The organism is Streptomyces sp. NBC_00019 (genome assembly GCF_045041015.1).
In the GTDB taxonomy this organism is placed as follows: domain Bacteria; phylum Actinomycetota; class Actinomycetes; order Streptomycetales; family Streptomycetaceae; genus Streptomyces.
This window is the reverse complement of sequence record NZ_CP108302.1, coordinates 7429036-7454800: the sequence shown is the minus strand read 5'-3', so window position 1 is coordinate 7454800 and position 25765 is coordinate 7429036. Positions and strand designations below refer to the sequence as shown.

General features: G+C 69.7%; 27 protein-coding genes and 1 riboswitch. Of the genes, 10 read left to right on the top strand and 17 right to left on the bottom strand.

Translation table 11 applies throughout. The features are described from left to right. Positions 1-8: 8 nt before the first annotated feature. Both OHU89_RS35290 and OHU89_RS35285 read right to left on the bottom strand, forming a co-directional pair. A complete protein-coding gene (locus OHU89_RS35290; RefSeq protein ID WP_405649012.1) occupies positions 9-1199 on the bottom strand; it encodes a sensor histidine kinase in 1191 nt (396 codons plus the stop codon). After that, positions 1199-1852 carry a response regulator transcription factor gene (locus OHU89_RS35285; RefSeq protein ID WP_405649009.1) on the bottom strand — a complete coding sequence of 218 codons (654 nt, stop codon included), beginning with the start codon at positions 1850-1852 and terminating at the stop codon, positions 1199-1201. Before OHU89_RS35285 ends, OHU89_RS35290 begins: the two co-directional genes overlap by 1 nt. A gap of 119 nt (positions 1853-1971) precedes the next feature. Between OHU89_RS35285 and OHU89_RS35280 the strand changes: the two genes are divergently transcribed. Then, positions 1972-2463, top strand: a complete 492-nt coding sequence (locus tag OHU89_RS35280; protein WP_405649006.1) for a hypothetical protein — start codon at positions 1972-1974, stop codon at positions 2461-2463. Positions 2464-2612: 149 nt separating this feature from the next. Here OHU89_RS35280 and OHU89_RS35275 read toward each other — a convergent pair whose 3' ends face one another. Continuing rightward, entirely contained in the window at positions 2613-4052 is a 1440-nt protein-coding gene (locus OHU89_RS35275) for a gamma-aminobutyraldehyde dehydrogenase (RefSeq protein WP_365405526.1), read from the bottom strand. A 170-nt stretch (positions 4053-4222) separates the two neighbouring features. Between OHU89_RS35275 and OHU89_RS35270 the strand changes: the two genes are divergently transcribed. The 7 genes from OHU89_RS35270 to OHU89_RS35240 all read left to right on the top strand — a co-directional run bounded on the left by OHU89_RS35270 (position 4223) and on the right by OHU89_RS35240 (position 10937). Further along, positions 4223-4738, top strand: a complete 516-nt coding sequence (locus tag OHU89_RS35270; protein ID WP_046261928.1) for an Lrp/AsnC family transcriptional regulator — start codon at positions 4223-4225, stop codon at positions 4736-4738. A 19-nt stretch (positions 4739-4757) separates the two neighbouring features. Continuing rightward, complete coding sequence (locus OHU89_RS35265; protein ID WP_266887459.1) at positions 4758-6122, top strand: aspartate aminotransferase family protein; 1365 nt, start codon at positions 4758-4760, stop codon at positions 6120-6122. A 206-nt stretch (positions 6123-6328) separates the two neighbouring features. After that, entirely contained in the window at positions 6329-7069 is a 741-nt protein-coding gene (locus OHU89_RS35260; protein WP_266887461.1) for an ABC transporter ATP-binding protein, read from the top strand. After that, positions 7051-8388 (top strand): hypothetical protein, encoded by a 1338-nt coding sequence (locus OHU89_RS35255; protein ID WP_405649000.1) that lies wholly within the window; start codon positions 7051-7053, stop codon positions 8386-8388. Before OHU89_RS35260 ends, OHU89_RS35255 begins: the two co-directional genes overlap by 19 nt. 117 nt (positions 8389-8505) lie before the next feature. Further along, a complete protein-coding gene (locus OHU89_RS35250) occupies positions 8506-8925 on the top strand; it encodes a VOC family protein (protein ID WP_405648998.1) in 420 nt (139 codons plus the stop codon). A 35-nt stretch (positions 8926-8960) separates the two neighbouring features. Next, positions 8961-10082 carry an LOG family protein gene (locus tag OHU89_RS35245; protein ID WP_405648996.1) on the top strand — a complete coding sequence of 374 codons (1122 nt, stop codon included), beginning with the start codon at positions 8961-8963 and terminating at the stop codon, positions 10080-10082. A gap of 147 nt (positions 10083-10229) precedes the next feature. Next, a complete protein-coding gene (locus OHU89_RS35240; protein ID WP_405648993.1) occupies positions 10230-10937 on the top strand; it encodes an LAETG motif-containing sortase-dependent surface protein in 708 nt (235 codons plus the stop codon). A gap of 70 nt (positions 10938-11007) precedes the next feature. Here OHU89_RS35240 and OHU89_RS35235 read toward each other — a convergent pair whose 3' ends face one another. From OHU89_RS35235 to OHU89_RS35210, 6 genes are all read right to left on the bottom strand, one after another. Beyond that, complete coding sequence (locus OHU89_RS35235) at positions 11008-11844, bottom strand: maleylpyruvate isomerase family mycothiol-dependent enzyme (RefSeq protein ID WP_405648992.1); 837 nt, start codon at positions 11842-11844, stop codon at positions 11008-11010. Between the two features lie 24 nt (positions 11845-11868). Then, on the bottom strand, positions 11869-12891 hold the full coding sequence (locus OHU89_RS35230; protein WP_405648991.1) for an ABC transporter ATP-binding protein: 1023 nt from the start codon (positions 12889-12891) through the stop codon (positions 11869-11871). Beyond that, positions 12891-14492, bottom strand: a complete 1602-nt coding sequence (locus OHU89_RS35225) for an ABC transporter permease (protein ID WP_405654787.1) — start codon at positions 14490-14492, stop codon at positions 12891-12893. Before OHU89_RS35225 ends, OHU89_RS35230 begins: the two co-directional genes overlap by 1 nt. 44 nt (positions 14493-14536) lie before the next feature. Continuing rightward, positions 14537-15616 (bottom strand): thiamine ABC transporter substrate binding subunit, encoded by a 1080-nt coding sequence (locus OHU89_RS35220; protein WP_405648990.1) that lies wholly within the window; start codon positions 15614-15616, stop codon positions 14537-14539. A 78-nt stretch (positions 15617-15694) separates the two neighbouring features. Further along, a riboswitch (TPP riboswitch) is annotated at positions 15695-15802 on the bottom strand. A gap of 23 nt (positions 15803-15825) precedes the next feature. After that, positions 15826-16932: a 23S rRNA (adenine(2503)-C(2))-methyltransferase RlmN gene (gene rlmN, locus OHU89_RS35215; RefSeq protein WP_405648989.1), complete on the bottom strand. Its 1107-nt coding sequence runs from the start codon at positions 16930-16932 to the stop codon at positions 15826-15828. Positions 16933-16974: 42 nt separating this feature from the next. Further along, complete coding sequence (locus OHU89_RS35210; protein WP_405648988.1) at positions 16975-17508, bottom strand: NUDIX domain-containing protein; 534 nt, start codon at positions 17506-17508, stop codon at positions 16975-16977. Between the two features lie 137 nt (positions 17509-17645). On the opposite strand from OHU89_RS35210, the gene OHU89_RS35205 reads away from it, so the two are divergent. Beyond that, on the top strand, positions 17646-18050 hold the full coding sequence (locus tag OHU89_RS35205) for a hypothetical protein (protein WP_405648986.1): 405 nt from the start codon (positions 17646-17648) through the stop codon (positions 18048-18050). A 34-nt stretch (positions 18051-18084) separates the two neighbouring features. Here OHU89_RS35205 and OHU89_RS35200 read toward each other — a convergent pair whose 3' ends face one another. The 6 genes from OHU89_RS35200 to rpsB all read right to left on the bottom strand — a co-directional run bounded on the left by OHU89_RS35200 (position 18085) and on the right by rpsB (position 23353). After that, on the bottom strand, positions 18085-18534 hold the full coding sequence (locus tag OHU89_RS35200) for an SRPBCC family protein (protein ID WP_405648983.1): 450 nt from the start codon (positions 18532-18534) through the stop codon (positions 18085-18087). Between the two features lie 133 nt (positions 18535-18667). Further along, complete coding sequence (locus tag OHU89_RS35195; RefSeq protein WP_405648981.1) at positions 18668-19801, bottom strand: phosphatidate cytidylyltransferase; 1134 nt, start codon at positions 19799-19801, stop codon at positions 18668-18670. Beyond that, positions 19801-20358, bottom strand: a complete 558-nt coding sequence (gene frr, locus OHU89_RS35190; protein WP_266821475.1) for a ribosome recycling factor — start codon at positions 20356-20358, stop codon at positions 19801-19803. Before frr ends, OHU89_RS35195 begins: the two co-directional genes overlap by 1 nt. 170 nt (positions 20359-20528) lie before the next feature. After that, positions 20529-21287, bottom strand: coding sequence for a UMP kinase (gene pyrH / locus OHU89_RS35185; RefSeq protein ID WP_405648979.1), 759 nt, complete (start codon positions 21285-21287; stop codon positions 20529-20531). Positions 21288-21467: 180 nt separating this feature from the next. Beyond that, complete coding sequence (tsf, locus tag OHU89_RS35180) at positions 21468-22304, bottom strand: translation elongation factor Ts (RefSeq protein WP_266887490.1); 837 nt, start codon at positions 22302-22304, stop codon at positions 21468-21470. Positions 22305-22399: 95 nt separating this feature from the next. Further along, positions 22400-23353: a 30S ribosomal protein S2 gene (rpsB, locus tag OHU89_RS35175; RefSeq protein WP_405648977.1), complete on the bottom strand. Its 954-nt coding sequence runs from the start codon at positions 23351-23353 to the stop codon at positions 22400-22402. A gap of 245 nt (positions 23354-23598) precedes the next feature. On the opposite strand from rpsB, the gene OHU89_RS35170 reads away from it, so the two are divergent. Next, positions 23599-24213, top strand: a complete 615-nt coding sequence (locus OHU89_RS35170; RefSeq protein WP_405648975.1) for a murein hydrolase activator EnvC family protein — start codon at positions 23599-23601, stop codon at positions 24211-24213. On the opposite strand, the gene OHU89_RS35165 is transcribed toward OHU89_RS35170, so the two are convergent. Continuing rightward, on the bottom strand, positions 24185-24742 hold the full coding sequence (locus OHU89_RS35165) for a TetR/AcrR family transcriptional regulator (protein ID WP_405654785.1): 558 nt from the start codon (positions 24740-24742) through the stop codon (positions 24185-24187). The genes OHU89_RS35170 and OHU89_RS35165 overlap by 29 nt on opposite strands. A gap of 93 nt (positions 24743-24835) precedes the next feature. Further along, positions 24836-25675: an RNA polymerase sigma factor WhiG gene (whiG, locus tag OHU89_RS35160; protein ID WP_405648974.1), complete on the bottom strand. Its 840-nt coding sequence runs from the start codon at positions 25673-25675 to the stop codon at positions 24836-24838. Between the last annotated feature and the right edge of the window lie 90 nt (positions 25676-25765).

Below are 25765 nucleotides of genomic sequence, written 5' to 3'. Positions count from 1 at the left end.
TGTGTCGATCAGCCGCCGGGGAGCGCGGGAGCCGACGGCGGCAGACCGACCTCCACCGTCAGTCCCCCCTGCGGGCGGGTGGTGGCCCGCACCCAGCCGCCGTGCGCGGCGACGACGGCCGCGACGATGGACATGCCGAGTCCGAGCCCGTCCCGCTTGCGTACCCGCTCCGGCCCGAGGCACCGGAACGGCTGGAACAGCCCGGCCGCCTGGTCCGCCGGGATGACCGGCCCGCTGTTCTCGATCCGCAGACCGGGTCGGCCCATGACGTCCACGCCGGTCCACACACGCACCCAACTCCCCTCGCCTTCCGCCAGGTTGTGCCGCACGGCGTTGTCGGTGAGGTTGACGACCAGTCGCTCGATGAGCTGCGGATCCCCGAGCACGGCCGCGGGCTCCAGCCGGGCCTCCACCCGCACCCCCGCCTCTGCCCCCGCCCCCGGCAACCGCTCCCGCACCATCGCCGCGAGGTCGACGAACTCCTGCCGCTCCAAGCCCCGTTGACTACGGGCGAGGGTCAACAGGGCGTCGATCATCCGCTCCTGCTCCTCCCCCGCCGCCCGCACCCGAAGCAGCGCCGCCCGCAGCGTCTCGACGGAGGCGTCGGGGTCCGCGAGGGTCACGTCGACGACGGCCTGCTGGAGCGTGAGCGGGGTACGCAGCTCGTGCGAGGCGTTGGCGACAAACGCCTTCTGCGCCTCGAACGCCCCCTCCAGTCGCGCGAGTACGGCGTCGATGGTGTCCGCCATCGCCTTCAGCTCGTCGTCGGGTCCGGCCACGGCGAGCCGCTCGTGCAGATTGTCGGCGGAGATACGGCGGGTGGCCGCGGTCATGGTCCGCAGGGGGTCCAGGACCCGCCCGGCCATCAGCCGGCCCAGGGCCAGCGAGAAGACCGTCATCACCGCCAGCGCCAGGGCCGACTCGATCAGCAGCTCGTGCAGCTGCTCGGAGCGCTGCACCGACAGCCGCTTCTCGACGTACGACGCGACCGTGGGCGGGTCCGGCGTGCTTGGGCCCTCGGCCCGCTCGGTCAGCCGCGGTGGCGAGCCCGCGGTGAGGGACGGCTCGGAGTTGGCCACGAGCACATAGGTGAAGGCCAGCAGCACCGCCCCGGCGACGACGAACAGCGCGCTGTAGAGCAGGGTGAGCCGCCACCGGATGCTGTGCGGGCCGCGTACCCGCCAGGTCGGGAGCCTCATCAGAGCCGGTACCCGGCCCGCTCGACCGTCTCGATCAGCGGCGGATCGCCCAGCTTCCGCCGCAGCCGGCTCACCGTGACCTTCACGGTCTGGCTGAAGGGGTCCGCGGCCTCGTCCCAGGCGCGTTCGAGCAGCTCCTCCGCGGAGACGACCCCGCCCTGCGCGGCCATGAGGAGTTCGAGCACCGCGAACTCCTTGGGGCTGAGCGGCAGTTGGCCCCCGGCCCGGGTGACGGTACGCCGGGCGGGGTCGAGCCGCAGTTCCCCGCGGACCAGGACCGGCGGCAGCGCGGGCTGCGCACGCCGCGCCAAGGCCCGTATGCGGGCCACGAGTTCGGTGAACGCGAAGGGCTTGGGCAGATAGTCGTCGGCCCCCAGGCCCAGCCCCGACACCCGGTCGGCCACCGTCCCGGACGCCGTCAGCATCAGCACCCGCGCCCGGCTGCCGCCCTCGGCGAGCGTCCGGCAGACCTGGTCCCCGTGCACGCCGGGCAGGTCACGGTCGAGCACGACGACGTCATAGCCGTTGACCTGGGCGCGCTCCAGCGCGGTCGGTCCGTCGAAGGCGAGGTCGACCGCCATCCCCTCCCGGCGCAGCCCCGAGGCGACGGTCTCGGCGAGCTCTTCGTGGTCCTCGACCACCAGCACACGCATGCGCTCAGTGTCGCGGGCAGGGGGTTACACGGCGGTAAGGGCGGCCGTTCCCGTGCCGTAACCACGCCGGCGGTTGGCTGAGGGCCGTGAGCAACTCCCTGCACCGACCGGAGGAACACATGCCCGCTCTGTCGCCCCGACCACGGCGGCTCGCCCTCGCCCTGGCCGCGATCACGGCCCTCACCCTCGGCACGGTCAGCGCGTCGACGGCGACCGCCTCCGAATCCACCGACGACCCGCCCCGCGCACGACCGGGCCTCGCGATCGGCTACGAGCCCACCGAGAACGCCCCGGACGACCTCAACGAGGCCAACGACGAGTTCGCCGCGTGCATGCGCGGCGAGGGCCAGACGGTCTTCCCCGACTTCCACGCGGAGAAGGGCGAGGACGGGGGCATCCGTCTGCAGGTACGGATGAAGCTCGAGAAGGGCGACGAACCGACCCTGCTCGGCAAGGCCTACCGCAAGGCGACCAAGAAGTGCGCCCCGATCCTGAAGGAGGCGGGCCTCACCCTCCCGAAGACCCCGGACACGATCCGCCCACCGGACCTGCCGGGCCACCCGGGCGGAGACGAACTCCCAGGGCTCCGCAAGCACATAGCGAAAGCCTGACCACTGAGGAGGGGGTAACACGGCGGCCCTAGGAGGGGAGTTCCTTCCCTCCTAGGGCCGCCGCAAGACACCTAGGGGCGCGGGGCTGCATCAATTTGCGGCTCCGCCGCGTGGGCGCGACCAGCCCCCACTCGCCCGAAGACGAAGTACTACGCGTCCAGGGACGTCATCACGTGCTTGATCCGCGTGTAGTCATCGAACCCGTACGCCGACAGATCCTTGCCGTACCCGGACTTCTTGAAGCCCCCGTGCGGCATCTCCGCCACCAACGGAATGTGCGTGTTGATCCACACACACCCGAAGTCCAGCTTCTTGGACATCCGCATCGCACGCCCGTGGTCCTTGGTCCACACCGAGGAAGCCAGCGCGTACTCGACCCCGTTGGCCCACTCGACCGCCTGGTCCTCGTCCGTGAAGGACTGGACGGTGATGACGGGCCCGAAGACCTCGTTCTGCACGATCTCGTCGTCCTGCTTGAGCCCGGACACGACGGTCGCCGCGTAGAAGTACCCCTTCTCCCCGACCCGGTGCCCACCGGCCTCGACCTTCGCATGGGCCGGCAGCCGCTCGATGAACCCGGAGACCTGCTTCAGCTGGTTCGGGTTGTTGAGCGGACCGAACAGCACGTCCTCGTCATCCGGCTGCCCCGTCTTCGTGTCGGCGGCGGCCTTCGCGAGCGCCTGCACGAACTCGTCGTGGATGCCCTCCTGTACGAGCACGCGCGTCGCGGCCGTACAGTCCTGCCCGGCGTTGAAGAAGCCCGCGACGGAGATGTCCTCGACGGCCTTGGCGATGTCGGTGTCGTCGAAGACCACGACCGGCGCCTTGCCGCCCAGCTCCAGGTGAACCCGCTTGAGGTCCTTGGACGCGGACTCGGCGACGGACATGCCCGCACGCACGGACCCGGTGATGGAGGCCATGGCCGGGGTCGGGTGCTCGACCATGAGCCGCCCGGTGTCACGGTCACCCGTGACGACGTTGAAGACACCCTTGGGCAGGATCGACCCCATGATCTCGGCGATGAGAACCGTCGAGGCCGGAGTGGTGTCCGACGGCTTCAGCACGACCGTGTTGCCCGCCGCGATCGCCGGCGCGAACTTCCACACGGCCATCATCATCGGGTAGTTCCACGGCGCGACCTGTGCGCAGACACCGACCGGCTCACGGCGGATGATCGAGGTCATCCCCTCCATGTACTCACCGGCCGAACGGCCCTCGAGCATGCGGGCCGCACCGGCGAAGAACCGGATCTGGTCCACCATCGGCGGAATCTCCTCGGACCGTGTGAGCCCGGTCGGCTTGCCGGTGTTCTCCACCTCGGCCGCGATCAGTTCCTCGGCGCGCTCCTCGAACGCGTCCGCGATCTTCAGAAGGGCCTTCTGGCGCTCGGCGGGGGTGGTGTCGCGCCAGCCGGGGAAGGCGGCGGCGGCCGCGCCCATCGCGGCGTCGACGTCCGCCGTCCCGGACAGCGGCGCGGTCGCGTACGCCTCGCCCGTCGCGGGGTTGACCACCTCGGTGGTCCGTCCGTCAGCGGCGTCCCGGAACTCACCATCGATGTAGTTGCGCAGACGACGCAGCTCGGTGCTCACTGCCGGCCTCCTGTGTCGGGTCGAACTGTCCATTGGTTGAGACACCCACCCTAATCGCCTCACCCACGTTTTCAACACCCCTGATCGCACCGTGGCTGCGAAATCCGCAGTACTCACTCCCTCAAACAACGAATTTCATTGCTGTGGCCTTGCGAAACCATCGAGACGTCGTGCACAGTGAGGTCGTGGCCAGTCGAAGCGCAGAGCACAGGGACTCCCGCGAGTCCAGGAACGGCACTCCTCATCTGGATGCCGTCTCCCTCGCCATCATCGAACAGCTCCAGGAGGACGGCCGCCGGCCGTACGCCGCCATCGGCAAGGCCGTCGGCCTCTCCGAGGCCGCCGTGCGCCAGCGCGTCCAGAAGCTGCTCGACCAGGGCGTGATGCAGATCGTCGCCGTCACGGACCCTCTCACCGTGGGTTTCCGGCGCCAGGCGATGGTCGGGATCCATGTCGAGGGCGATGTCGAGTCCGTGGCCGACGCGCTGACCTCCATGGCCGAGTGCGAGTACGTGGTGATGACCGCGGGCTCCTTCGACCTGATGGTGGAGATCGTCTGCGAGGACGACGACCACCTCCTGGAGGTCATCAACCGACGCATCCGCGCCATCCCCGGCGTGCGCTCCACCGAGAGCTTCGTCTATCTGAAGCTCAAGAAGCAGACCTACATGTGGGGAACCCGATAACCGTGAGGACCCGATAACCGTGAGCTCCAAGGACCTCAGCCAGACCGCGTACGACCACCTGTGGATGCACTTCACCCGCATGTCCTCGTACGAGAACTCCCCGGTCCCCACCATCGTCCGGGGCGAGGGCACCTACATCTACGACGACAAGGGCAAGCGCTACCTCGACGGTCTCGCGGGCCTGTTCGTGGTCCAGGCCGGCCACGGGCGCGTGGAGCTCGCCGAGGCCGCCTTCAAGCAGGCGCAGGAGCTGGCGTTCTTCCCGGTGTGGTCCTACGCCCACCCGAAGGCCGTGGAGCTCGCGGAGCGCCTCGCGCACCACGCGCCCGGCGACCTCAACAAGGTCTTCTTCACCACCGGTGGCGGCGAGGCGGTCGAGACCGCCTGGAAGCTCGCCAAGCAGTACTTCAAGCTCACCGGCAAGCCCACCAAGTACAAGGTCATCTCCCGCGCGGTCGCCTACCACGGCACCCCGCAGGGCGCCCTGTCCATCACCGGCCTGCCGGCCCTCAAGGCCCCCTTCGAGCCGCTCGTCCCTGGCGCGCACAAGGTCCCGAACACGAACATCTACCGCGCCCCGCTGTTCGGCGACGACCCGGAGGCCTTCGGCCGCTGGGCCGCCGACCAGATCGAGCAGCAGATCCTCATGGAGGGCCCGGAGACGGTCGCGGCGGTCTTCCTGGAGCCGGTGCAGAACGCGGGCGGCTGCTTCCCGCCCCCGCCCGGCTACTTCCAGCGGGTCCGCGAGATCTGCGACCAGTACGACGTACTCCTTGTCTCCGACGAGGTCATCTGCGCCTTCGGCCGCCTCGGCACGATGTTCGCCTGCGACAAGTTCGACTACGTCCCGGACATGATCACCTGCGCCAAGGGCATGACCTCGGGCTACTCCCCGATCGGCGCCTGCATCATCAGCGACAGGCTGGCCGAGCCGTTCTACAAGGGCGACAACACCTTCCTGCACGGCTACACCTTCGGCGGCCACCCGGTCTCCGCGGCGGTCGGCCTCGCCAACCTCGACCTGTTCGAGCGCGAGGGCCTCAACCAGCACGTCCTCGACAACGAGGGCGCGTTCCGCGCCACCCTGGAGAAGCTGCACGACCTGCCGATCGTCGGCGACGTCCGCGGCAACGGCTTCTTCTACGGCATCGAGCTCGTGAAGGACAAGGTCACCAAGGAGTCCTTCACCGACGAGGAGACCGAGCGCGTCCTGTACGGCTTCCTTTCCAAGGCGCTGTACGACAACGGCCTGTACTGCCGTGCCGACGACCGCGGCGACCCGGTCGTCCAGCTCGCCCCGCCGCTGATCTCCAACCAGGAGACGTTCGACGAGATCGAGCAGATCCTGCGCGCGACGCTGACGGAGGCGTGGACCAAGCTCTGACCTTCGCGCACTGATCTTCCGTCTGGATGATCAACAACGGCCCCGGTGCCGCCCGTTCGAGTGAGAAACGGGCGCCCGGGGCCGCGTGCTGTCCGACCTCGCATGGCGGACTCCCTAGCGTGCCCAGTGACCGATCGGCCCTGTCTTCGTTCCCCCGCACGGGGGATCACTTGCAGGGAAAACGGATCAGAACGAGGTGTACGCGTATGCAGGCCCCGCCCGACAACGACGTTCTCTGGGCGCGCGCCCTGCACTTCACCTACAAGGACGGCTCCCCCGGCCTCGGCGGCGTCTCGCTCGGCATCCAGGAGGGCGAGATCCTCGCCGTCAGCGGCCCGCGCGGCAGCGGCAAGTCGACGCTGCTGCACTGTCTGTCCGGACTGATCCCGGCGCAGCGCGGCGAGGTCTGGTTCAACAGCGTGCCGGTCCACACGATGGGCCCGATGACCCGTGAACGCCTGCGCCGCGACCGCTTCGGCTGGATCGACCCGGCCCCGGTCCTCGTCCCCGAGCTGAACGTCTGGGAGAACGCCGCGCTCCCGCTGATGCTCCGCGGCACCAGCCGCCGTCGCGCCAAGACCGCCGCCCTGGAGTGGCTGGAGCGCCTCGACATCGGCGACAAGATCCGCAAGCGCCCGCACGAACTGCACCAGGCGGAACGCCAACGGGTCTGCATCGCGAGGGCGTTGGCCCCAGCACCGACGGTGCTGTTCGCGGACGAACCGACGGCCCCGCTGCACCGCGCGGACCGGGCCCACGTACTGCGCACCCTGACCACGGCAGCCCGCTCGCACGGCATCACCGTGGTCCTGGCGACCCACGACGCGGAGACGGCGGCCCTGGCCGACCGCACGGTCTCGCTCCTGGACGGCCGCCGGGTGAACACGGTCCATCTCCCCCCGGTCGCCGAGTCGGAAGGCCGGGCCGCGTGCTCGCTCTCCGTCTGACCCGCGGTGCCAAGCCGGCCGTACAGCTGCGTCGCCTGCTGGTGGCCGTGGCGGCGGCGGGCACCGGATTCCTGCTGCTGTGCACCCTCGGCTACGCGATCAGCCACCCGGACGACCCGACGGGTTCGCTGCTCCGCCTGGCGTGGTGCCTGACGCCACTGGCGGCGACGGTCTACTTCGCGGGGGCGGTGGCCCGCACGGACCCCGGCACCCGCCCCCGTCCCGGCCTCGCGGCGATCGGCCTGGGCCCCGCCCGTCTGATGGCGGTCTCGGCCGCGACCACGGCCCTGTCCTGCACGCTGGGCTCGATGCTGGCCCTGCTCTTCTTCCTCCACCTACGGGGCGACCTGACAGGGATGCCCTTCGACGGCGCGGGAGCGGAGTTCCTGGCCGCGGACGCCTCCCTGCCCCTGCCCGCGGCCCTGACCCTGCTGGGCCTGGTCCCGGTGCTCGCGTCGGTCGCGGTGGCCCTGGTGCACCGCCCGAAGGACACCCGCACGGCCACGACCCGGCGGGCCTCACGGTCGTACGGCCGCTTCGGGGCGTACGGCCGGACGGGGACGAGGGAAACGTTCGGCGCGTACGGCAGGTTCGGCTCACAGCTTCGGCGCAAGGGCGCCGCCGGCCCCCAGCCGGCACCGACGGACGACCCCGCCCCCGCAGAGACCCCCGCCCCGGAGAACCAGCCCCACGATCCGGACCACCACAACGTCCCCCGACCACCCCGAGAGGCCCCGAAGGACCTCCCCTGGGGCATCGCGGTCCTGGCCGCGGGCCTGGCAGTGGGGGCGTACGCGGCGGAAGGCTCGGCAACCCCCTTCACCGTCCCCGGCGGCCCCACCCCCGTCCTCCTCGGCTGGCTCCTCACCGCGGCCGGCCTCGCCCTCGCCGGCCCGGGCCTCACCCACCTGTGCGGCCGTCTCCTGCAGGCGGTCCGCCCAGGCGCCCTGCGTCTCCTCGCCGGCCGGGTCCTCATGGAGGAAGCGACCCGTATCGGCCGCCCCCTCGGCGTGGTCTGCGCGGTCGTCTCCGCCACGTACGCCATGGTCGAGCTCCGTCACCCCGGCACCGACACCTTCGGCCCCCTCACCACCCTCGGAGCCCTCCTGGTGACCGGCTGCACGGTGGCGACGCTGCTCACCGCGGCCGTGGAGGCGAAACACGCCCGCGCGGACACCACCGCCGCCCTCCTGCGCCTGGGCGCCCCCGCGACCATGCTCCGCAGCGCGGCCGCCCTGCGCGCCGGCGCGATCCTGGCCCTCTTCGGCCCGCTCACCCTCCTCGTCGCCGAGCTCGCGGCGATGCCGCTGGCCCGCTGACCCCCTCATCGACCGCGCCGAAAAACTCGTACGCAGAAAATGACCACCGCCGATGAGTTCCGCTCGGCGCCCCGGTCTACCCACCGAACATCACGACCCCGATGGGAGAGACGAGACATGACCTCCACCGCGTACCAGCAGATGATCTTCATCAACCTGCCGGTCAACGACCTCGACGCCTCGAAGAAGTTCTTCACGGAGCTCGGCTACTCGATCAACCCCCAGTTCAGCGACGAGAACGCGGCCTCCGTGGTGATCAGCGACACCATCGTCGCGATGCTCCTCACCAAGTCGTTCTACTCGACCTTCACCAAGAAGGAGATCGCGGACGCCGCGACCACCAGCGAGGTGCTGATCTGTCTGAGCGCCGAGAGCCGCGAGAAGGTCGACGAACTGGTCGAGAAAGCGGGCGCCGCGGGCGGCACCGTGTCGGACAAGGTCCAGGACCCCGGCTTCATGTACGGCCGCGCCTTCGACGACCTCGACGGCCACACCTGGGAGGTCGTGTGGATGGACCCGGCCGCGATCGAGGGCTGAACGCCCGCCGCGGGAGCTGTGCCTAGCATGGGCGGGTGCAGACGATGCCCGCCCATGCGGCCCACCACAACGACCGCGAGATCGAGAGCCTCGACGAGTTCGACGCCACGGTCTCGGCCCGCGGCACCCTCGCCGGCTTCCGCGTCCAGGCCGTCGATCTGACGGACCGCACCCGGGAGTTGCTCGCCACGGACACGAAGGGCGCCATCTTCCTCGGCTGCCCGATGCGCCAGGACGCGGCCGCCAAGATCCGCGCGGAGGGCGCGATGGTCTTCCCGCCCGTCCCGGACCTGCCGTTCGACCCGTACCGCGGCCTCCTCTACTCGCCGGACGAGCTCTTCGCCGGGCTCGGCAAGGGCTACGAGGAGACGGTCGACGCCCGTGCGTACGCCTGGTTCCAGCAGACCAAGGCCGACGGCGACATACTCGCCTCGATGCTGCGGTCGATCCACGACGACGCGGTCTCGGACGCTCTCGACGAACTCCTCAGGGACACCCGGGTCGTGGGCGTGATGGGCGGCCACGCGATGGGCCGCGGCACGGAGGCCTACGCCGGTGCCGCACGGCTCGGCCGCGAGCTGACCCGCGCCGGCCTCACGGTCGCCACCGGAGGCGGCCCGGGCGCGATGGAGGCGGCGAACCTGGGCGCGTATGCCGCCCCCTTCGACGACGAGATGCTCACCGAGGCCCTGCAACTCCTCGCCAAGTCACCGAAGTTCACGCCCTCGATAACCGACTGGGCGGCGGCCGCCTTCGAGGTGCGCACCCGCTGGCACCGGGGCGGCACCTCCGTCGGCATCCCGACCTGGTTCTACGGCCACGAGCCGCCGAACCCCTTCGCCTCGCACATCGCCAAGTACTTCGCCAACGCCACCCGCGAGGACGGCCTGTTGGCCCGCTCCACCGCCGGTGTGGTGTTCCTGCCGGGCGCCGCCGGGACCGTACAGGAGATCTTCGACAGCGCGACGCCCAACTACTACGAGTCACGCGGCGAGCCGACGCCGATGGTGCTCGTCGACCGGGCGCACTGGACCGAAAAGCTGCCCACGTGGCCGTTGTTGCGGTCACTTGCCCGGGAGCGGTCGATGGAGTCGCGAATCGCCCTGGTTGACCGAATCGAGGAGGCTCCCGACGCGTTGAAACGTCTTGGTGGTTAATAAGACGGCAAAGGCAATGCCCAGGACGCGTCTACACGTTGACACTACTTACGTCACGCTTATAAACCTGTGAGTCTCGTGGGGATCGTGATGTCACATCACTTCTCCCTCAACCCCCCGCATTTGCGCATCCCGTAAAGGACAAACGTGGCAGTTCTGTCCATATCCCGTCGCACCGTCGCACGTTCCGTGCGCATCCTCGGTGTCGCCTCCGCCTCCGCCGCGCTTGCGCTCGGCGCCGCCGGCAATGCGCTGGCATGCAACATCAACGAGTTCTCCGCCGAAGCCAAGTGCGACGGCAAGAACGGCGTCATCACCGTCACCGACGTCGACAAGGCCGGCGTCGAGGCCACCGTCTCCGTGTACCTGGTGGAGAAGAACGCCGACGTCCGCATGGTCGGCGAACAGACCGTGAAGGGCTCCAAGGACGGCACGACCATCACCTTCAAGGAGGACTGGGCGCCCAACGCGGAGTACCGCGTCCACGTCGTAGCCCTGCCTTACATCAAGGGCGCGGACATCAAGCCGAACCTGACGACCCCCTCCACGGCCTGCAAGCCGGAGGAGGAGTCCCCGACCCCGACGGCCACGCCGTCCCCGTCGGACTCCGCCACCCCGCCGGCCGAGGAGGAGAGCCCCAGCCCGACCCCGTCGGTCTCGGAGAGCGAGAGCACCGCTCCGGCGTCCTCGCCGAGCAACGCGCCGACCCCCGCGGCCGGTGACTCCAACCTCGCCGAGACCGGTGCGAACTCCAACACCGGTGTCATCGCCGGCATCGCCGCGGCCCTGGTCGCCATCGGTGGCGGCGCTGTCTTCTTCGGCATGCGTCGTCGTGGGGCGAGCAGCACCCGCTGACGTCTCGTGAGCAGTACCGCTGCGGCCCGTCCTCCGTCAGGGGACGGGCCGCAGTCGTGTCCGGGGAACGTCACCCGAAGGTGGCGCGCTCCAGCCAGAACTCCAGCAGCTCCCGCTCACCGAGCACCTCCAACTCCGGACTGTCCAGCGGCAGTCGACGGTAGAAGGCGAGCAGCACGGAAGTCAGCGGACCCCTGAGCACGACCGTCGCCTTCTCGTGCCCGCGGCGCCAGACGATGACGTCCTCGGTGAACTCGACGACCCTCCCCCACCCTTCGGGCGGGGGGACCCCCATCTCGCTTCGCTCGGCATCGAGCGCGGGCGTGCCGTCGGTGGCGTGCAGATGAATGCTGCGCCCGGCGCCCCTCAGCTCCCTGGCCTCGTCGTGCGGCACGGTCCGCTGCACGAACTCCACGATCTGCAGCCATTCGTCGATCGCGTCGGCGGCGATGTCGGGCGCGACCTCGTAGGGCAGCCCCGCGGCGAGGGTGGCGTCGGCGCGGTGGATCGTGAGCTCGTGGGCCATCCGGCGGGCCCAGAAGCCGGAGGTGGGGATCCCGGCCCAGGCCCACACCTCCGTGTCCGCCCCGGCCTCCCGGAGCGTGCCGACGAGCATCTCGCCGGTCTCGGCGAGCCACGCGTCCAGCGCGGCCGCGTCTCCCGTCACCCTGGGCCCGTCCCCCAAGGGCACCTGGTCCTCCGGGACTTCGGCCTCCGCCCTGGTGCGCACCATCAGCTCCACCCAGCGCAGGGCCCCACCGGTGTGCCGTACCAACTGCTCCAGCGACCAGTCGGGGCAGCTCGGCACAGTGACGGACAGATCGGCACCCGAGGTCACCACGGACCTCAGCAGGCCGACCTGGTGGGCGATCTCGTCGCAGTACCGGTCATGGGCGAGCAGCGTCATGCCCCGCACCCTATGGACCCTGCATCAGCCGAGCACGACAATTTCGGCCGCGTCGAACTCCACGCCGACCCGGTCCCCGACCTCCGGCGCCTCCCGCAGGGCGCACGCCGCCTCGAGGCGCGGCGCGTCCCCCTCCGGCCGCAGTCGTACGGCGACATGCGTGCCCTTGAACGTGCGGGCGGCGACCGTGCAGGGCAGCCCCTCGTCGGCACCCACGAGCCGCACACCCGCGGGCCGCACCAGCAGACTCCGCGGGCCCTGCGCGGCGTCCACGGGGACCGGCAGCTTGCCCCAGGGCGTGTCCGCGGCCTCCCCGCCGACCACGCCCTCCACGACGTTCTCGAAGCCGAGGAAGCGGGCCACGAACTCGTCCGCGGGCCGCTGCCACACCTCAAGGGGCGTACCGGACTGGGCGATCCGCCCGTCCCGCATCACGACGACCCGGTCGGCCAGCGCGAACGCCTCGCCCTGGTCGTGGGTGACCGCGAGCACGGTCGTCCCCAACCGCCCGAACAGCTCACGCAGTTCGACGACGAGGCGCTCCCGCAGCGAGCGGTCCAGCTGCCCGAGCGGCTCGTCCAGCATCAGCAGCCGCGGCCGGGGCGCGAGGGCACGGGCCAGCGCGACCCGCTGCTGCTCACCACCGGAGAGCGAGGCGACGGCACGCCGACCGGCGCCCGGAAGCCCGACGAGGTCGAGCAACTCCCGTACCTGCGAGCCCTGTTCGGCTTTGGAGGCCCCGTGCATCCGCAGCCCGAACGCCACGTTCCCGCCCACGTCCCGCTGCGGGAACAGCTGATGATCCTGGAACATCAGTCCGACCCCGCGCTTGTGCGCGGCCACCCCCACCTGATCGCGGCCGTCCAGCGCCACCCGTCCCTCGTCCAGGTGCTGCAGCCCGGCCACCGCCCGCAGCAGCGTCGACTTCCCGCTCCCGCTGGGCCCGAGCACACACACGATCTCGTGCTCGGCGACCGACAGGTCGACCCCGTCCAGCACCGCCCGCCCGCCGAAGCGGACCGTCGCGCCCTGAAGGCTCAGCAGCATCAGAACTCACCCGTCCGATCGGTCCGCAGCCGCTCCAGCACCAGCAGCGCCACCGCGCACACCACCATCAGAATCGTCGAAAGGGCCATCGCCTGGCCGTAGTTGAGCTCACCGGCCCGCCCCAGCAGCCGCGCCACCGCGACCGGCAGCGTCGGATTGTCGGGCCGCGCGATGAACACGGTCGCCCCGAACTCCCCCAGCGACACGGCGAACGCGAACCCGGCCGCGATCAGCAACGCCCGTCGTACCAGGGGCAGATCGACCTCCCGCCACACCCGCCAGGGCGATGCCCCGAGCACGGCCGCGGCCTCCCGCAGCCGATGGTCCACGGCCCGCAGCACGGGCAGCATGGTCCGTACGACGAACGGCACACCGACCAGCGCCTGCGCGAGCGGCACCAGGATCCACGAGGCCCGCAGATCCAGCGGCGGCTCATCGAGGGCGATCAGGAACCCGAACCCGACCGTCACCGCGGACACCCCCAGCGGCAGCATCAGCAGCGCGTCGAAGCCCCGTACGAACCGCCCCGCGTCCCGCCGGGTCAGCGCGGCCGCCGCGAGGCCGCCGACCACCACCGCGATGGCGGTGGCGGCGACGGCGTACGAGAGGGAGTTGCCGATCGCCTCGATCGGGGGCACCAGGAACACTCCCCCGTCGGCCTTCGTCAGCGCCCGGTAGTACCCGAAGTCGGGGGCGTCGAACGAGCGCTGCACGAGCACGGCGAGCGGCAGCAGCAGGAGTACGACGACGGTGAGCAGCACCCCGCCCAGCAGCGCCCACTGCCCCGCCCCGCGCGGCCGCCGGGCCGTCACGGACGCGTCCACCAGCCGCAGCGCGGTCTCCCGTCGCCGTACGGTCCAGGCGTGCAGAGCGAGGATCGAGCCGACGGCCACGAACTGGATGATCGTGAGGACCGCTGCCGTGGCGAGGTCGAAGATCTCCGAGGTCTGGCGGTAGATCTCCACTTCGAGGGTGGAGAAAGTCGGTCCGCCGAGGATCTGCACCACACCGAAGGAGGTGAAGGTGAACAGGAAGACCATGAGGGCGGCGGCCGCCACGGCGGGCCCGAGCGCGGGCAGGGTCACCTTCCGCCAGGCTGCGAGGCGCGAGGCGCCCAGCATCCGCGCGGCCTCCTCCTGCCGCGGGTCGAGCTGCGCCCAGAGCCCGCCGACCGTCCGTACGACGACCGCGTAGTTGAAGAAGACATGCGCGAGCAGGATCGCCCACACCGTCGTGTCCAGCCGTACGCCCCACAGCTCGTCGAGCAGTCCCCCGCGCCCGACCAGTGCCAGGAACGCCGTCCCCACCACGACCGTCGGCAGCACGAACGGCACCGTCACGACCGCCCGCAGGATCTGCATGCCCGGGAAGTCGAAGCGGGCGAAGACATAGGCACCCGGCAGCGCGATCAGCAGGGTGAGCACGGTGGAGGCGAGGGCCTGCCAGGTGGTGAACCACAGGACGTGCCGGATGTCGGACTGTGCGAGCACGTCCGTGATCCGGCCGAACTGCCACGCGCCGTCGGCCTTGAGCCCGCGCGCCACGATCGCGGCGACGGGCCAGGCGAAGAAGACCCCGAAGAACGCGACGGGCAGGGCCATGAGCCCGAGCCGCGTCACGTTCCCCTTGAGGCTCCCGCGTGGGGCTACTTCAGTACGAGCGAGGTCCACGACTTGACCCACTGGTCACGGTTGTCGGCGATCTTGGCGGGGTCGAGGGTCTCGGGGTCCTTGGCCTGCGGGCCGTACTTCCTGAACTCCTGGGGCACCTCGGCGGCCTCCCGCACGGGGTAGACGAACATGTTCAGCGGCATGTCGTCCTGGAACTGCTTGGTGAGCATGAAGTCGAGGAGCGCCTTGCCGCCCTTGCTGTTCCCGGCGTTGCTCAGCAGGCCCGCGTACTCGACCTGCCGGAAACAGGCCCCCTCGGCGACCCCGGTCGGCGCGGTCGTCGGCTTCGGATCGGCGTAGATGACCTCGGCGGGCGGCGAGGAGGCGTACGAGACGACGAGCGGTCGGTCGGCCTTGGCCTTCTTGCCGCCGGCGGACCCCGAGAACTCCTCGTTGTAGGCCTGCTCCCAGCCGTCGACGACCTTCACGCCGTTGGCCTTGAGCTTCGTCCAGTAGCCCTCCCAGCCGCTGTCGCCGTACTTGGCGGCGGTCCCGAGGAGGAATCCCAGCCCGGGCGAGGAGGTGGAGGCGTTCTCGGTGACGAGGAGGTTCTTGTAGGCGGGCTTGATCAGGTCGTCGAACGAGCTCGGCGGGTCCAGCTTGTGCTCGGTGAAGTACGCCTTGTCGTAGTTGACGCAGATGTCGCCGGTGTCGATCGGCGTGACCCTGTGCTTGTCCTCGTCGACCCGGTACTCGGGCAGGATCAGGTCGGATCCCTTCGCCTCGTACGACTGGAACAGCCCGTTGTCCAGCGCCCGCGACAGCAGGGTGTTGTCGACGCCGAAGAAGACGTCGCCCTGCGGGTTGTCCTTGGTCAGGATCGCCTTGTTGACGGCCTGCCCGGCGTCACCGTCCTCGAGGACCTTGACCTTGTACCCGGACTCCTTCTCGAACGCGGCGAGCACGTTCTTGGAGACGGCCCACGAGTTGTGGCTGACGAGGGTGACGGTCTTGGAGTCGCCGCCGCCGCTGTCGCTGTCGGACGACCCGCACGCGGAGAGCGCGACGAGACCGAACCCGACGGCGAGGACCGTGGCCTTCTTGGTGATGCTCACTGGATTCCTCCTGGGTTGACCAGGAAGAGACGCGGCCCTGCCCGGAACCTCTGAAAGGCTCCGGGCAGGGCGCAACAGCTTGAGTAATGACCGATCTCCCTACCCAGAATGACCTGGGCCAGGTTCGGAGGGTCTGCGGCCCGATTGCCGCACTCTCAGCGCTGTGGCGCTCCCCTGTCGGAATATGAAGATGTACGTACGGGCTCAGGTTACCGCTCGCCCGCCGCCAGCTGACCGCAGGCCCCGTCGATCTCCTGCCCACGGGTGTCCCGAACGGTGACGGGCACCCCGTGCGCGGCGATGGCCTCGACGAAGGCCTTCTCGTCCTCCGGCCGGGAGGCGGTCCACTTGGACCCGGGAGTCGGGTTCAGCGGAATGAGGTTCACATGCACGGGCTTGCCCCTGAGCAGCCGCCCGAGCCGGTCACCACGCCAGGCCTGGTCGTTGATGTCCCGGATGAGCGCGTACTCGATGGAGAGCCGGCGCCCCGACTTCTCGACGTACTCGAACCCGGCGTCGAGCACCTCGCGCACCTTCCACCGCGTGTTCACGGGTACGAGGGTGTCGCGCAGCTCGTCGTCCGGCGCGTGCAGCGAGATCGCGAGCCGGCACTTGAAGCCCTCGTCGGAGAACCGGTGGATGGCCGGCACCAGACCGACGGTCGAGACGGTGATGCCACGCTGCGAGATGCCGAGCCCGTCGGGGGCGGGGTCGGTGAGGGCCCGGATGGACTGCACGACCCGCTTGTAGTTGGCGAGCGGCTCACCCATGCCCATGAAGACGATGTTGGAGAGCCGCGCGGGCCCACCGGGCACGTCCCCGTCGCGCAGCGCCCGCATCCCGTCCACGATCTGATGGACGATCTCGGCGGTGGACAGATTCCGGTCGAGCCCGGCCTGTCCGGTCGCGCAGAAGGGACAGTTCATCCCGCACCCGGCCTGCGAGCTGATGCACATGGTCACCCGGTCCGGGTACCGCATCAGCACCGACTCCACGAGCGTCCCGTCGAACAGCCGCCACAGCGTCTTGCGCGTGGTTCCCTGGTCGGTCGACAGATGCCGTACGACGGTCATCAGCTCAGGAAGCAGCGCCTCCTGCAGCTTTCCGCGAGCACCGGCCGGGATATCGGTCCACTGCTCCGGATCGTGCGCGTACCGCGCGAAGTAGTGCTGCGAGAGCTGCTTGGCACGGAACGGCTTCTCACCGATCTCGGCCACGACATCCTTGCGCTCGGCAGGCGTGAGATCGGCAAGGTGCCGCGGCGGCTTCTTGGCTCCGCGGGGGGCGGCGAAAGTGAGTTCTCCGGGCTTGGGCATGGTCATACCAGTGTCGCAGATCAACCGGAGTGCCCCAGTCGACTACCGCCACGCCCAGAGATGGGCGGAAACCGCCCCGTCGCCGGCCTCCCTGGTCCAGAAGTTCCACGAGGAGAGACCCGGCACCTGGACGTCGACGTCGTGGAAGACGTACTCGGACGCCAGACCGGGATACGACGGCGACGAGTCCCGGCGCAGACGCCGTTCGGACACGGGGCCCACGACGACTCCGGGGCCTTCGACTCCGAGCTCCTCGGCCACGCACCGCCGTGCCGTGTCCGCCGCTTGCTCTCCGGGCTTCATCTTCTCGGCGGGGGCTTCGTCCCGGGGGCGCCAACTGCCGTCGGCCATCAGCTGCGCGATCTCTACGAGCTCCTTGCCGCCCTGCCGGATGCGCAGGGTGACGACGGTGACGCGACGCAACGGCGGCTCGGAGTCCAAGGTCGTCTCCCCCGCCTCGATCTCGTCCCACAGGTGCTGTACGGACTTGGTCCCGTCGGTCCCCCACGACTCCTGGGGAATGCCGTTCCCCTCCAGCCACTCCCGGAGTCGATCCAGGCTGTCCGGAACCCACATACGCCCCGCCCCTATGTAGCCCGCTCCACCACCCATACGGGAGGCAGCTGCCTCGTCGCAGGGGACCCTACGGCGGAATCGTGGACGGCACACAGAACGCAGCAGCGCCCTGTGCCTTCCAGGAGGGGACCCGTTCCATGGCCGCCAACCGCCGACGCGGACGCCGTATCGCCGCCGTCGCCACCACCGTCGCCGCCGTCACACTGACCGCCGGGCTCCTCACCGGCTGCGAGAACACCTACGACGCGCTCGACTGTCTCACCAACGCCGACACGATCTCCGACAGTCTCAAGGCGATCCACGAGGCGGGCTGGGACGCGGCGAAGGACCCGTCGAAGACCGGCGAGTCCATCGACACCATCGAGAAGAACCTCGACAAGATCAACGACGACACGGACGACGGCAAGGTCGACAAGGCCGTCGACGACCTGGACAAGGCCATCGACGACTACAACAAGTCCATCCTCGACGGCGACACCGACCCGGACAGCAGCCGGATCGACGCCGCCGCGAATGAGCTCAAGGACGTCTGCACGTCCTAGGCGGTGGTGCGTTTCCCAGGTGGTGGGGCGCTTCCTAGGGGGTGGGGCGCTCCAGGCACTCCTTGAGCAGCTGCTCGTCCCGCGGGAGCTCCTTGCGGACCTGCGGGCGGACGACGAGGGGAACCAGGGCCTTGCCGAGGCCGTGCCCCTCGAAGTCGATCTCTATCGTCACGCGGGAGCGGCGCCCGTCGTCGAGCGACTCGATCTCGCCGTGGGTACGTGGCCTGACGGGGCCTTCGATGCCGTGCAGATCCCAGCTGTACGGCGGGTCGAGCCTGTCGAACTCGACGGTCATCGGAATCTCACGGTTCCCGATGCGCCGGGTGACCCGGACCCGGGAGCCGGCGTGGACGGGCCCCTCGTCGAGCGGCTCGGCCTTGACGGCGCTCAGCTGCCATTCCGGCAGGTGGGAGGGGTCGGTGATATACGCATAGACGTCTTCGGGACTGCGGTCGACGTCGATCACTTCACGGATGGCGGACATGACGCCCTCCTTCCAGGGCGATCCCCTTCGAGGGCTTACAGAGGAATCGTCCCACTGGACCAGCCGGTAGAACAGAACCGCCGGAACGGAAGAAGCCCCCGCCGAAGCGAGGGCTTCTCCTGTACGGAAACGATCAGCCGGAACCGACGAACAGCACCAGCAGCAGCCACACCACCGGCGCCGTCGGCAGCAGAGAGTCCAGCCGGTCCATGATGCCGCCATGGCCCGGCAGCAGCGTGCCCATGTCCTTGATGCCCAGGTCCCGCTTGATCATCGACTCCCCGAGGTCGCCGAGCGTGGCGCTGGCAGCGACCGCGAAGCCCAGCACCAGACCCTGCCACCAGGTGCCGTCATCGATCAGGAAATGCATGCACAGCGCACCCGCGACCATCGCGAACGACACCGCGCCGAGCAGGCCCTCGCGGGTCTTGCCGGGACTGATGCGCGGCGCGAGCTTGTGCCTGCCGAAGCGCCAGCCGACGGCGTACGCCCCGGTGTCGCTGACGACCGTCAGGACCAGGAACGTCATGACACGGAACGCACCGTCGTCCGCGGTGAGCATCATCGCGACGAACGTTGCCAGGAACGGCACGTAGAACGCCGCGAAGACCCCCGCGGTGACGTCCTTCAGATAGCCCTCGGGCGGCTCGGTCATCCGCCAGACCAGGACGGCCAGCGCGGTGAGCGCCATCGCCACCCAGGCACCCTCGGCCCCCCGGACGTACCCGGCGACGACCATGGCCGCACCGCCGACCGCCAGCGGCACGAGGGGCGCCTTGATGCCCTTGCGCTCCTCGAGCCGGGACGTCAGCTCCCACAGACCGACGACGACGGCGACCGCGATGACGCCGACGAAGACGGCCTTGACGACGAACAAGGACGCGACGATCACCGCACCGAGCCCGACGCCGACCCCTATGGCCGCACCCAGGTCCCGCCCCGCGCTCTTCTTCTGCGGCGCGGGAGCCGGCTGCGGGGCGTCGGGCATGGGCTCCGGATTCTGCGGCGCCGCCGCACGGGGCTGCGCCGACGTGGTCTCGTCGCGGAACAAGGGGCCGCTCAGCCGAGCGGCCCCCCGGTCGTCATCCTGGTCGTCGCCGTATCGGGGCACGGCAGGTCCGTCAGGCACGATGGGCATGGGGCGAGTGTGCTGCGCCTCAGGCGCATCGTACGCGGGACCCGCCGGGGCAGCCCCCTGGACAGGCCCCTGGTCGGACGGCCCCCAGTACCCGGCTTGTGGCGGCGCTCCCCAGGAAGAGTCGTTCATCAGACCTCGAGAAGCTCCGCTTCCTTGTGCTTCAGGAGCTCGTCCACCTGGGCGACGTACTTGTGCGTAGCGTCGTCGAGCTCCTTCTCCGCACGGCGGCCCTCGTCCTCGCCGACCTCGCCGTCCTTGACGAGCTTGTCGATCGCGTCCTTGGCCTTGCGGCGGACCGAGCGGATGGACACACGGGAGTCCTCCGCCTTGGCCTTGGCGACCTTGATGTAGTCGCGGCGGCGCTCCTCGGTCAGCTCGGGGAACACCACGCGGATGATGTTGCCGTCATTGCTCGGGTTGACGCCCAGGTCGGAGTCGCGGATCGCCTGTTCGATGTTGCGCAGCGCGCTCTTGTCGAACGGGGTCACCACGGCCATGCGCGGCTCCGGCACGGAGAACGAAGCCAGCTGGTTGATCGGCGTCGGCGCACCGTAATAGTCGGCCACGATCTTGTTGAACATCGCCGGGTGCGCACGACCGGTGCGGATCGCGGCGAAGTCCTCCTTGGCGACCACGACGGCCTTCTCCATCTTCTCCTCGGCCTCGAGGAGGGTCTCTTCGATCACCACTTGCTCCTGCGTGTCTTGAGTGAGGCCCGGCTGCGGTTCCTTGGTGAGGGGCGGCGGCCGGCTGCGTCGCGTCTTCTTCCTGCACGGTTCCCGACCGGCAGGACATTGTCCATCCCCCGGTCAGGGTCCGTCCCGTCCGTCCCCCGGACGGGTTGGTTGCCGGATCGTCAGTCCCGGCTGCCCTGGTCACCCACGAGCGTGCCGATCTTCTCACCCTTGACGGCGCGGGCGATATTGCCCTCCGCCAGGAGCTCGAAGACGAGGATCGGGAGCTTGTTGTCGCGGCACAGCGTGATGGCGGTCATGTCGGCGACCTTGAGGTCGCGGGTGATGACCTCGCCGTAGCTGAGCGAGTCGAACTTGACGGCCTCGGGGTTGGCCTTCGGGTCGGAGTCGTAGACCCCGTCCACGCCGTTCTTGCCCATGAGCAGCGCCTCGGCGTCGATCTCCAGGGCGCGCTGGGCGGCGGTGGTGTCGGTGGAGAAGTACGGCATGCCCATGCCGGCGCCGAAGATGACCACGCGGCCCTTCTCCAGGTGGCGCACGGCGCGCAGCGGGATGTACGGCTCGGCGACCTGTCCCATGGTGATGGCGGTCTGTACCCGGGACTGGATGCCCTCCTTCTCCAGGAAGTCCTGGAGGGCGAGGCAGTTCATCACGGTGCCGAGCATGCCCATGTAGTCGGAGCGGGCGCGGTCCATGCCGCGCTGCTGGAGTTCGGCGCCGCGGAAGAAGTTGCCGCCGCCGATGACGACCGCGACCTCCGCGCCGTCGCGCACAACTGCCGCGATCTCGCGGGCGATCTTGTGCACCACGTCCGGGTCCACGCCCAGGCCCCCGCCGCCGGAGAAGGCCTCTCCGGACAGCTTCAGCAGAAACCGGCCGCTCACTTTGCCGTCGTCGCTCTTCTGGGCCTTGGTGGTCATCGGATTCTCCTCATGGTGCACATACGAAGAAGGCCATTGCCTATGGGAACTGGTTCGTATCCCATGCGCGGCAATGGCCTCCTCGTCAGATCTGCTGTCGTCCGCCACGCGCGTGCGTGGCGGCGTACCGGACGACTACTGACGACCCTATAGGGCCCGTACGTCGCTCGCGGTACGGACTCAGATGCCGACCTTGATACGCGTGAAGCGCTTCAGGGTGACACCGGCCTCGTCCAGAATCTTCTGGACGGACTTCTTGTTGTCGAGCGCGTACGGCTGACCGAGCAGCGTGGCGTCCTTGAAGAAGCCGTTGAGGCGACCCTCGACGATCTTCGGCAGGGCGGCCTCGGGCTTGCCCTCGGCGCGGGTGGTCTCCTCGGCGACGCGGCGCTCGGACTCGACGACGTCGGCCGGCACGTCCTCCTTGGAGAGGTACTTCGGCGCGAAGGCGGCGATGTGCTGGGCGACACCCTTGGCCAGGTCGGCGTCGGCCTTGTCCAGCTCGACCAGGACACCGATCTGCGGGGGCAGGTCGGGCATGGTGCGGTGCATGTAGGAGAAGACGAAACCGTCGGCGAACTGCGCGAAGCGGTCCAGGACGATCTTCTCGCCGAGGTTGGCGTTGGCCTCGTCCACGAACGCCTGGACGGTCTTGCCGGCCTCGATCTCGGAGGCGAGCAGGGCCTCGAGGTCCGCCGGGGAGGTGGCGGCGACGTGCTCGGCGATCGCGGTGGCGACGGCCTGGAACTTCTCGCCCTTGGCGACGAAGTCCGTCTCGCACTTCAGCTCGACCAGCACACCGGAGGTGTTGTCGTCGGCGATGAGGGAGACCACGGCGCCGTTCTCGGCAGAGCGGCCCTCGCGCTTGGCGACGCCCTTCTGGCCCTTGATGCGCAGGGCCTCTACGGCCTTGTCGACATCGCCCTCGGCCTCGTCCAGGGCCTTCTTGCAGTCCATCATGCCGGCGCCGGTGAGCTCGCGGAGCTTCTTGACGTCGGCGGCGGTGTAGTTCGCCATGATTCCTGGAATCTCTCTCGAAGTCTGAAGATCTACGGGCTTGACGGCGGGGGCTGGTCGGCCCCCGCCGTCAAAAGACCCGAAGGGGTGAGGGGTCAGGCCTGCTCGGCCTCGGCGGCCGGAGCCTCGACAGTGGCCTCGGCGGGGGCCTCGGCAGCGGGCGCCTCGTCGGCGGCAGGCGCGGCGGCCTCGTCGGCGGCGGGGGCCTCGGCAGCAGCCTCGGCGGGCGCCTCAGCAGCGGCCGGAGCCTCGGCGGCCGGGGCCTCCTCGGCCTTCTTCTCGCCCTCGAGCAGGTCGCGCTCCCACGCGGCGAGCGGCTCGCCCGCGCCCTTGTCACCCTTGTCGCCGGTGGCGACGCCGGAGCGGGCGATGAGGCCCTCGGCGACGGCGTCGGCGATCACGCGGGTGAGCAGGGTGACGGAGCGGATCGCGTCGTCGTTGCCCGGGATCTTGTAGTCGACCTCGTCGGGGTCGCAGTTGGTGTCGAGGATGGCGACGACCGGGATGTTGAGCTTCCGGGCCTCACCGACCGCGATGTGCTCCTTCTTGGTGTCCACGATCCAGACGGCGCTGGGAACCTTGGACATCTCGCGGATACCACCGAGGGTCTTCTCGAGCTTGGCCTTCTCACGCGAGAGGACCAGGAGCTCCTTCTTGGTGAGGCCGGACGCGGCCACATCCTCGAAGTCGATCTGCTCGAGCTCCTTCAGGCGCTGCAGGCGCTTGTAGACGGTCGAGAAGTTGGTGAGCATGCCGCCCAGCCAGCGCTGGTTGACGAAGGGCATGCCGACGCGCGTCGCCTGCTCGGCGATGGCCTCCTGCGCCTGCTTCTTCGTGCCGACGAACATGACCGTGCCGCCGTGGGCGACGGTCTCCTTGACGAACTCGTAGGCGCGGTCGATGTACGACAGCGACTGGAGCAGGTCGATGATGTAGATGCCGTTGCGCTCCGTGAAGATGAATCGCTTCATCTTCGGGTTCCAACGACGGGTCTGGTGACCGAAGTGGACGCCGCTTTCCAGCAGCTCCCGCATCGTGACGACGGCCATGGCCGTTCTCCTTGTTTCTCGGTTATGTCCTGACGCCCACATGCGCCGTGCCACTAAGGACCGAGGGGCGCTGACCGGGACCGTTGCCGGCCGCCGTGTCGGGGCGTGCGAAGTCGACCCGGTGACCCGGATCGCCAGTAGAAGTGTACGGGACCCGCGGGGCACCGGGTGACGCCGCTGTCCACAAGCGGGGAGCGGTCCACAGTTCCCGGCCGTGATCACGGCCTTTCCCGCAGGCTTCCGGCATGCGAGCGATGCGATGTGTGAGTGGGGGCGGCCCGGGGTTGCTGCTGGCCCTGGTGCTGACGGTGCTGGCCGCGGGCCCGGTGTCGGGCGACCCGGCCCCGCCCCCGCCGGCCGCCCCGGACCCTTCGGTTCCTGCCATCGGCCGCGCCTGGCCGGTGGGGGTGCGTCCCTCGGTCCTACGGGGCTGGGAGCCTCCGGCGACGGCGTACAGCCGCGGCCACCGGGGTGTGGACCTCGCGGCAGCACCGGGCACACCTGTACGAGCGGTGGCGGCGGGGCGGGTGCTGTACGCGGGGCGGGTGGCCGGCAAGGGCGTGGTCTCGGTGGAACTCACCGGCACGGACCTGCGTACGACGTACGAACCGGTGACGGCGACGGTCGAGAAGGGCGACGAGGTGGCGCCCGGCGAGGTGCTCGGCACGGTGGAGGCGACGGGCTCGCACTGCACGGCTCCGTGCGTGCACTGGGGCCTGCGGAAAGGGGAGGTCTACCTGGACCCGCTGTCACTGCTGCCACCGTGGCTGCTGCACAGGGGCCCGTCGAGGCTCCTGCCGGTACTGGGAGTACCGCTGCCGAACCCTGACGTCAGCCTCGAACACCCCGCAGAGCCATAGTCACAGCGGCGTCGGTGATGACCGAAGGATCCTCCGCGGCCCCCAGCTCGATCCGCCGCACAGCCGCGTCCACAACCCCTTGCAGCAACATCGCGGCAAGTCGGGGTTCCGCGTGCCCCATCTCCCCGAGCGCCTGCCCGATCATCGCCACGAGCTCACCGTGCGCGGCCCGGATCTTCTCCCGGGCCCCCGCATCCAGCTCACTGGCCGAGATGGCCACGACAGCCCGATGCCGCCGGTCCCCGACCAGGGCCAGCTGCTGCCGCACATACGCCTCGACCTTCGCCTCGGGCCCCTCGGCCGCGGCCATCGCCGCCGACACCTCCGCGGCCCAGACCGGGAAGTCGACCTCGCACAGCTCCTCGACCACCGCGGCCCGCGACCGGAAGTACTCGTACACGGACGACCGCGCCAGCCCCGTCCGCTCGGCGAGAGCCGGAAACGTCAGCGCCTCCGTCCCACCCTCGGACAGCAACGACCGAGCCGCGTCCAGCAGGGCGGCTCGCTGCATCGACCGGTGCTCGGCCACGGAGGCCGCTCGAATCCTTGGCACGCCGTCCACTCTACGGACGCGCCACCCCTGGCGGGAGTCACTCGTCCCGACGCTCGTCATTCGGCCAGGTCACCGACCGAAGCTGGCCAGTTTCGCGCGCAGTTGCAGCACCGATTTGGTGTGGATCTGGCTGACCCGGCTCTCGGTCACACCCAGCACGTTCCCGATCTCGGCGAGCGTGAGCCCCTCGTAGTAGTAGAGCGTGACCACGGTCTTCTCCCGCTCGGGCAGCGTGTTGATGGCCCGCGCCAGGAATCGTCTGAGCTCCCGGTCCTCGGCCACCTCGACCGGATTGTCGGCGGCGGTGTCCTCCAGCGTGTCCATGACGCTGAGCCCGTCCCCGCTCTCACCCCCGACATGCAGCAGCTCCTCCAGTGCCACCACGTTCGCCAGCGACAACTGGCTGAAGACCGCGTGGAGTTCGTCCACCGCGATCCCCATCTCGGAGGCCACTTCACCCTCGCTGGGCGTCCGCCTCAGCCGCGCCTCCAGCGTCGCGTACGCCCGCTCGACGTTGCGCGCCTTCTGCCGCACCGAGCGCGGGATCCAGTCCAGCGCCCGGAGCTCGTCGATCATCGCGCCCCGGATCCGCGTGATCGCGTACGTCTCGAACTTGATCTCCCGGTCGATGTCGAACTTCTCGATCGCGTCGATGAGCCCGAAGACCCCGGAGGACACGAAGTCGGCCTGCTCCACATTGGGCGGCAGACCCACGCTCACCCGGCCCGCCACGTACTTCACCAACGGCGAGTAGTGCAGGATCAGCTGCTCCCGCAGCCGCTCGTCGCCCGTCCCCTTGTACGAACGCCACAGTTCGTCGAGGGTCGAGGGAGCGGGCGGCCGCACGCTACCGTCGCGGGCGGCTGGGTGGATCGCCGCCCGGTCGGACCCGGAGGTGTGCTGGGGCATTCGTCGCCTTGTGCCGTTCTGCCGTGAATGAGGCGTGCCTGGGTGAGCTGTCTGCCTGATGTCGAGTTCGATGCCGTGGTGCCGGTCTGT

Excerpts from the sequence above, each read along its gene's own strand:
- OHU89_RS35195 (WP_405648981.1), bottom strand. The coding sequence starts at position 19,801 with ATGAACGACTCTTCCTGGGGAGCGCCGCCACAAGCCGGGTACTGGGGG.
- pyrH (WP_405648979.1), bottom strand. The coding sequence starts at position 21,287 with ATGACCACCAAGGCCCAGAAGAGCGACGACGGCAAAGTGAGCGGCCGG.
- OHU89_RS35205 (WP_405648986.1), top strand. The coding sequence starts at position 17,646 with ATGGCCGCCAACCGCCGACGCGGACGCCGTATCGCCGCCGTCGCCACC.
- OHU89_RS35170 (WP_405648975.1), top strand. The coding sequence starts at position 23,599 with ATGCGAGCGATGCGATGTGTGAGTGGGGGCGGCCCGGGGTTGCTGCTG.
- whiG (WP_405648974.1), bottom strand. The coding sequence starts at position 25,675 with ATGCCCCAGCACACCTCCGGGTCCGACCGGGCGGCGATCCACCCAGCC.
- OHU89_RS35285 (WP_405649009.1), bottom strand. The coding sequence starts at position 1,852 with ATGCGTGTGCTGGTGGTCGAGGACCACGAAGAGCTCGCCGAGACCGTC.
- rlmN (WP_405648989.1), bottom strand. The coding sequence starts at position 16,932 with ATGCCCAAGCCCGGAGAACTCACTTTCGCCGCCCCCCGCGGAGCCAAG.
- OHU89_RS35210 (WP_405648988.1), bottom strand. The coding sequence starts at position 17,508 with ATGTGGGTTCCGGACAGCCTGGATCGACTCCGGGAGTGGCTGGAGGGG.
- OHU89_RS35260 (WP_266887461.1), top strand. The coding sequence starts at position 6,329 with ATGCAGGCCCCGCCCGACAACGACGTTCTCTGGGCGCGCGCCCTGCAC.
- OHU89_RS35250 (WP_405648998.1), top strand. The coding sequence starts at position 8,506 with ATGACCTCCACCGCGTACCAGCAGATGATCTTCATCAACCTGCCGGTC.
- OHU89_RS35230 (WP_405648991.1), bottom strand. The coding sequence starts at position 12,891 with ATGCTGCTGAGCCTTCAGGGCGCGACGGTCCGCTTCGGCGGGCGGGCG.
- OHU89_RS35225 (WP_405654787.1), bottom strand. The coding sequence starts at position 14,492 with ATGGCCCTGCCCGTCGCGTTCTTCGGGGTCTTCTTCGCCTGGCCCGTC.
- OHU89_RS35280 (WP_405649006.1), top strand. The coding sequence starts at position 1,972 with ATGCCCGCTCTGTCGCCCCGACCACGGCGGCTCGCCCTCGCCCTGGCC.
- OHU89_RS35290 (WP_405649012.1), bottom strand. The coding sequence starts at position 1,199 with ATGAGGCTCCCGACCTGGCGGGTACGCGGCCCGCACAGCATCCGGTGG.
- rpsB (WP_405648977.1), bottom strand. The coding sequence starts at position 23,353 with ATGGCCGTCGTCACGATGCGGGAGCTGCTGGAAAGCGGCGTCCACTTC.
- OHU89_RS35200 (WP_405648983.1), bottom strand. The coding sequence starts at position 18,534 with ATGTCCGCCATCCGTGAAGTGATCGACGTCGACCGCAGTCCCGAAGAC.
- OHU89_RS35235 (WP_405648992.1), bottom strand. The coding sequence starts at position 11,844 with ATGACGCTGCTCGCCCATGACCGGTACTGCGACGAGATCGCCCACCAG.
- tsf (WP_266887490.1), bottom strand. The coding sequence starts at position 22,304 with ATGGCGAACTACACCGCCGCCGACGTCAAGAAGCTCCGCGAGCTCACC.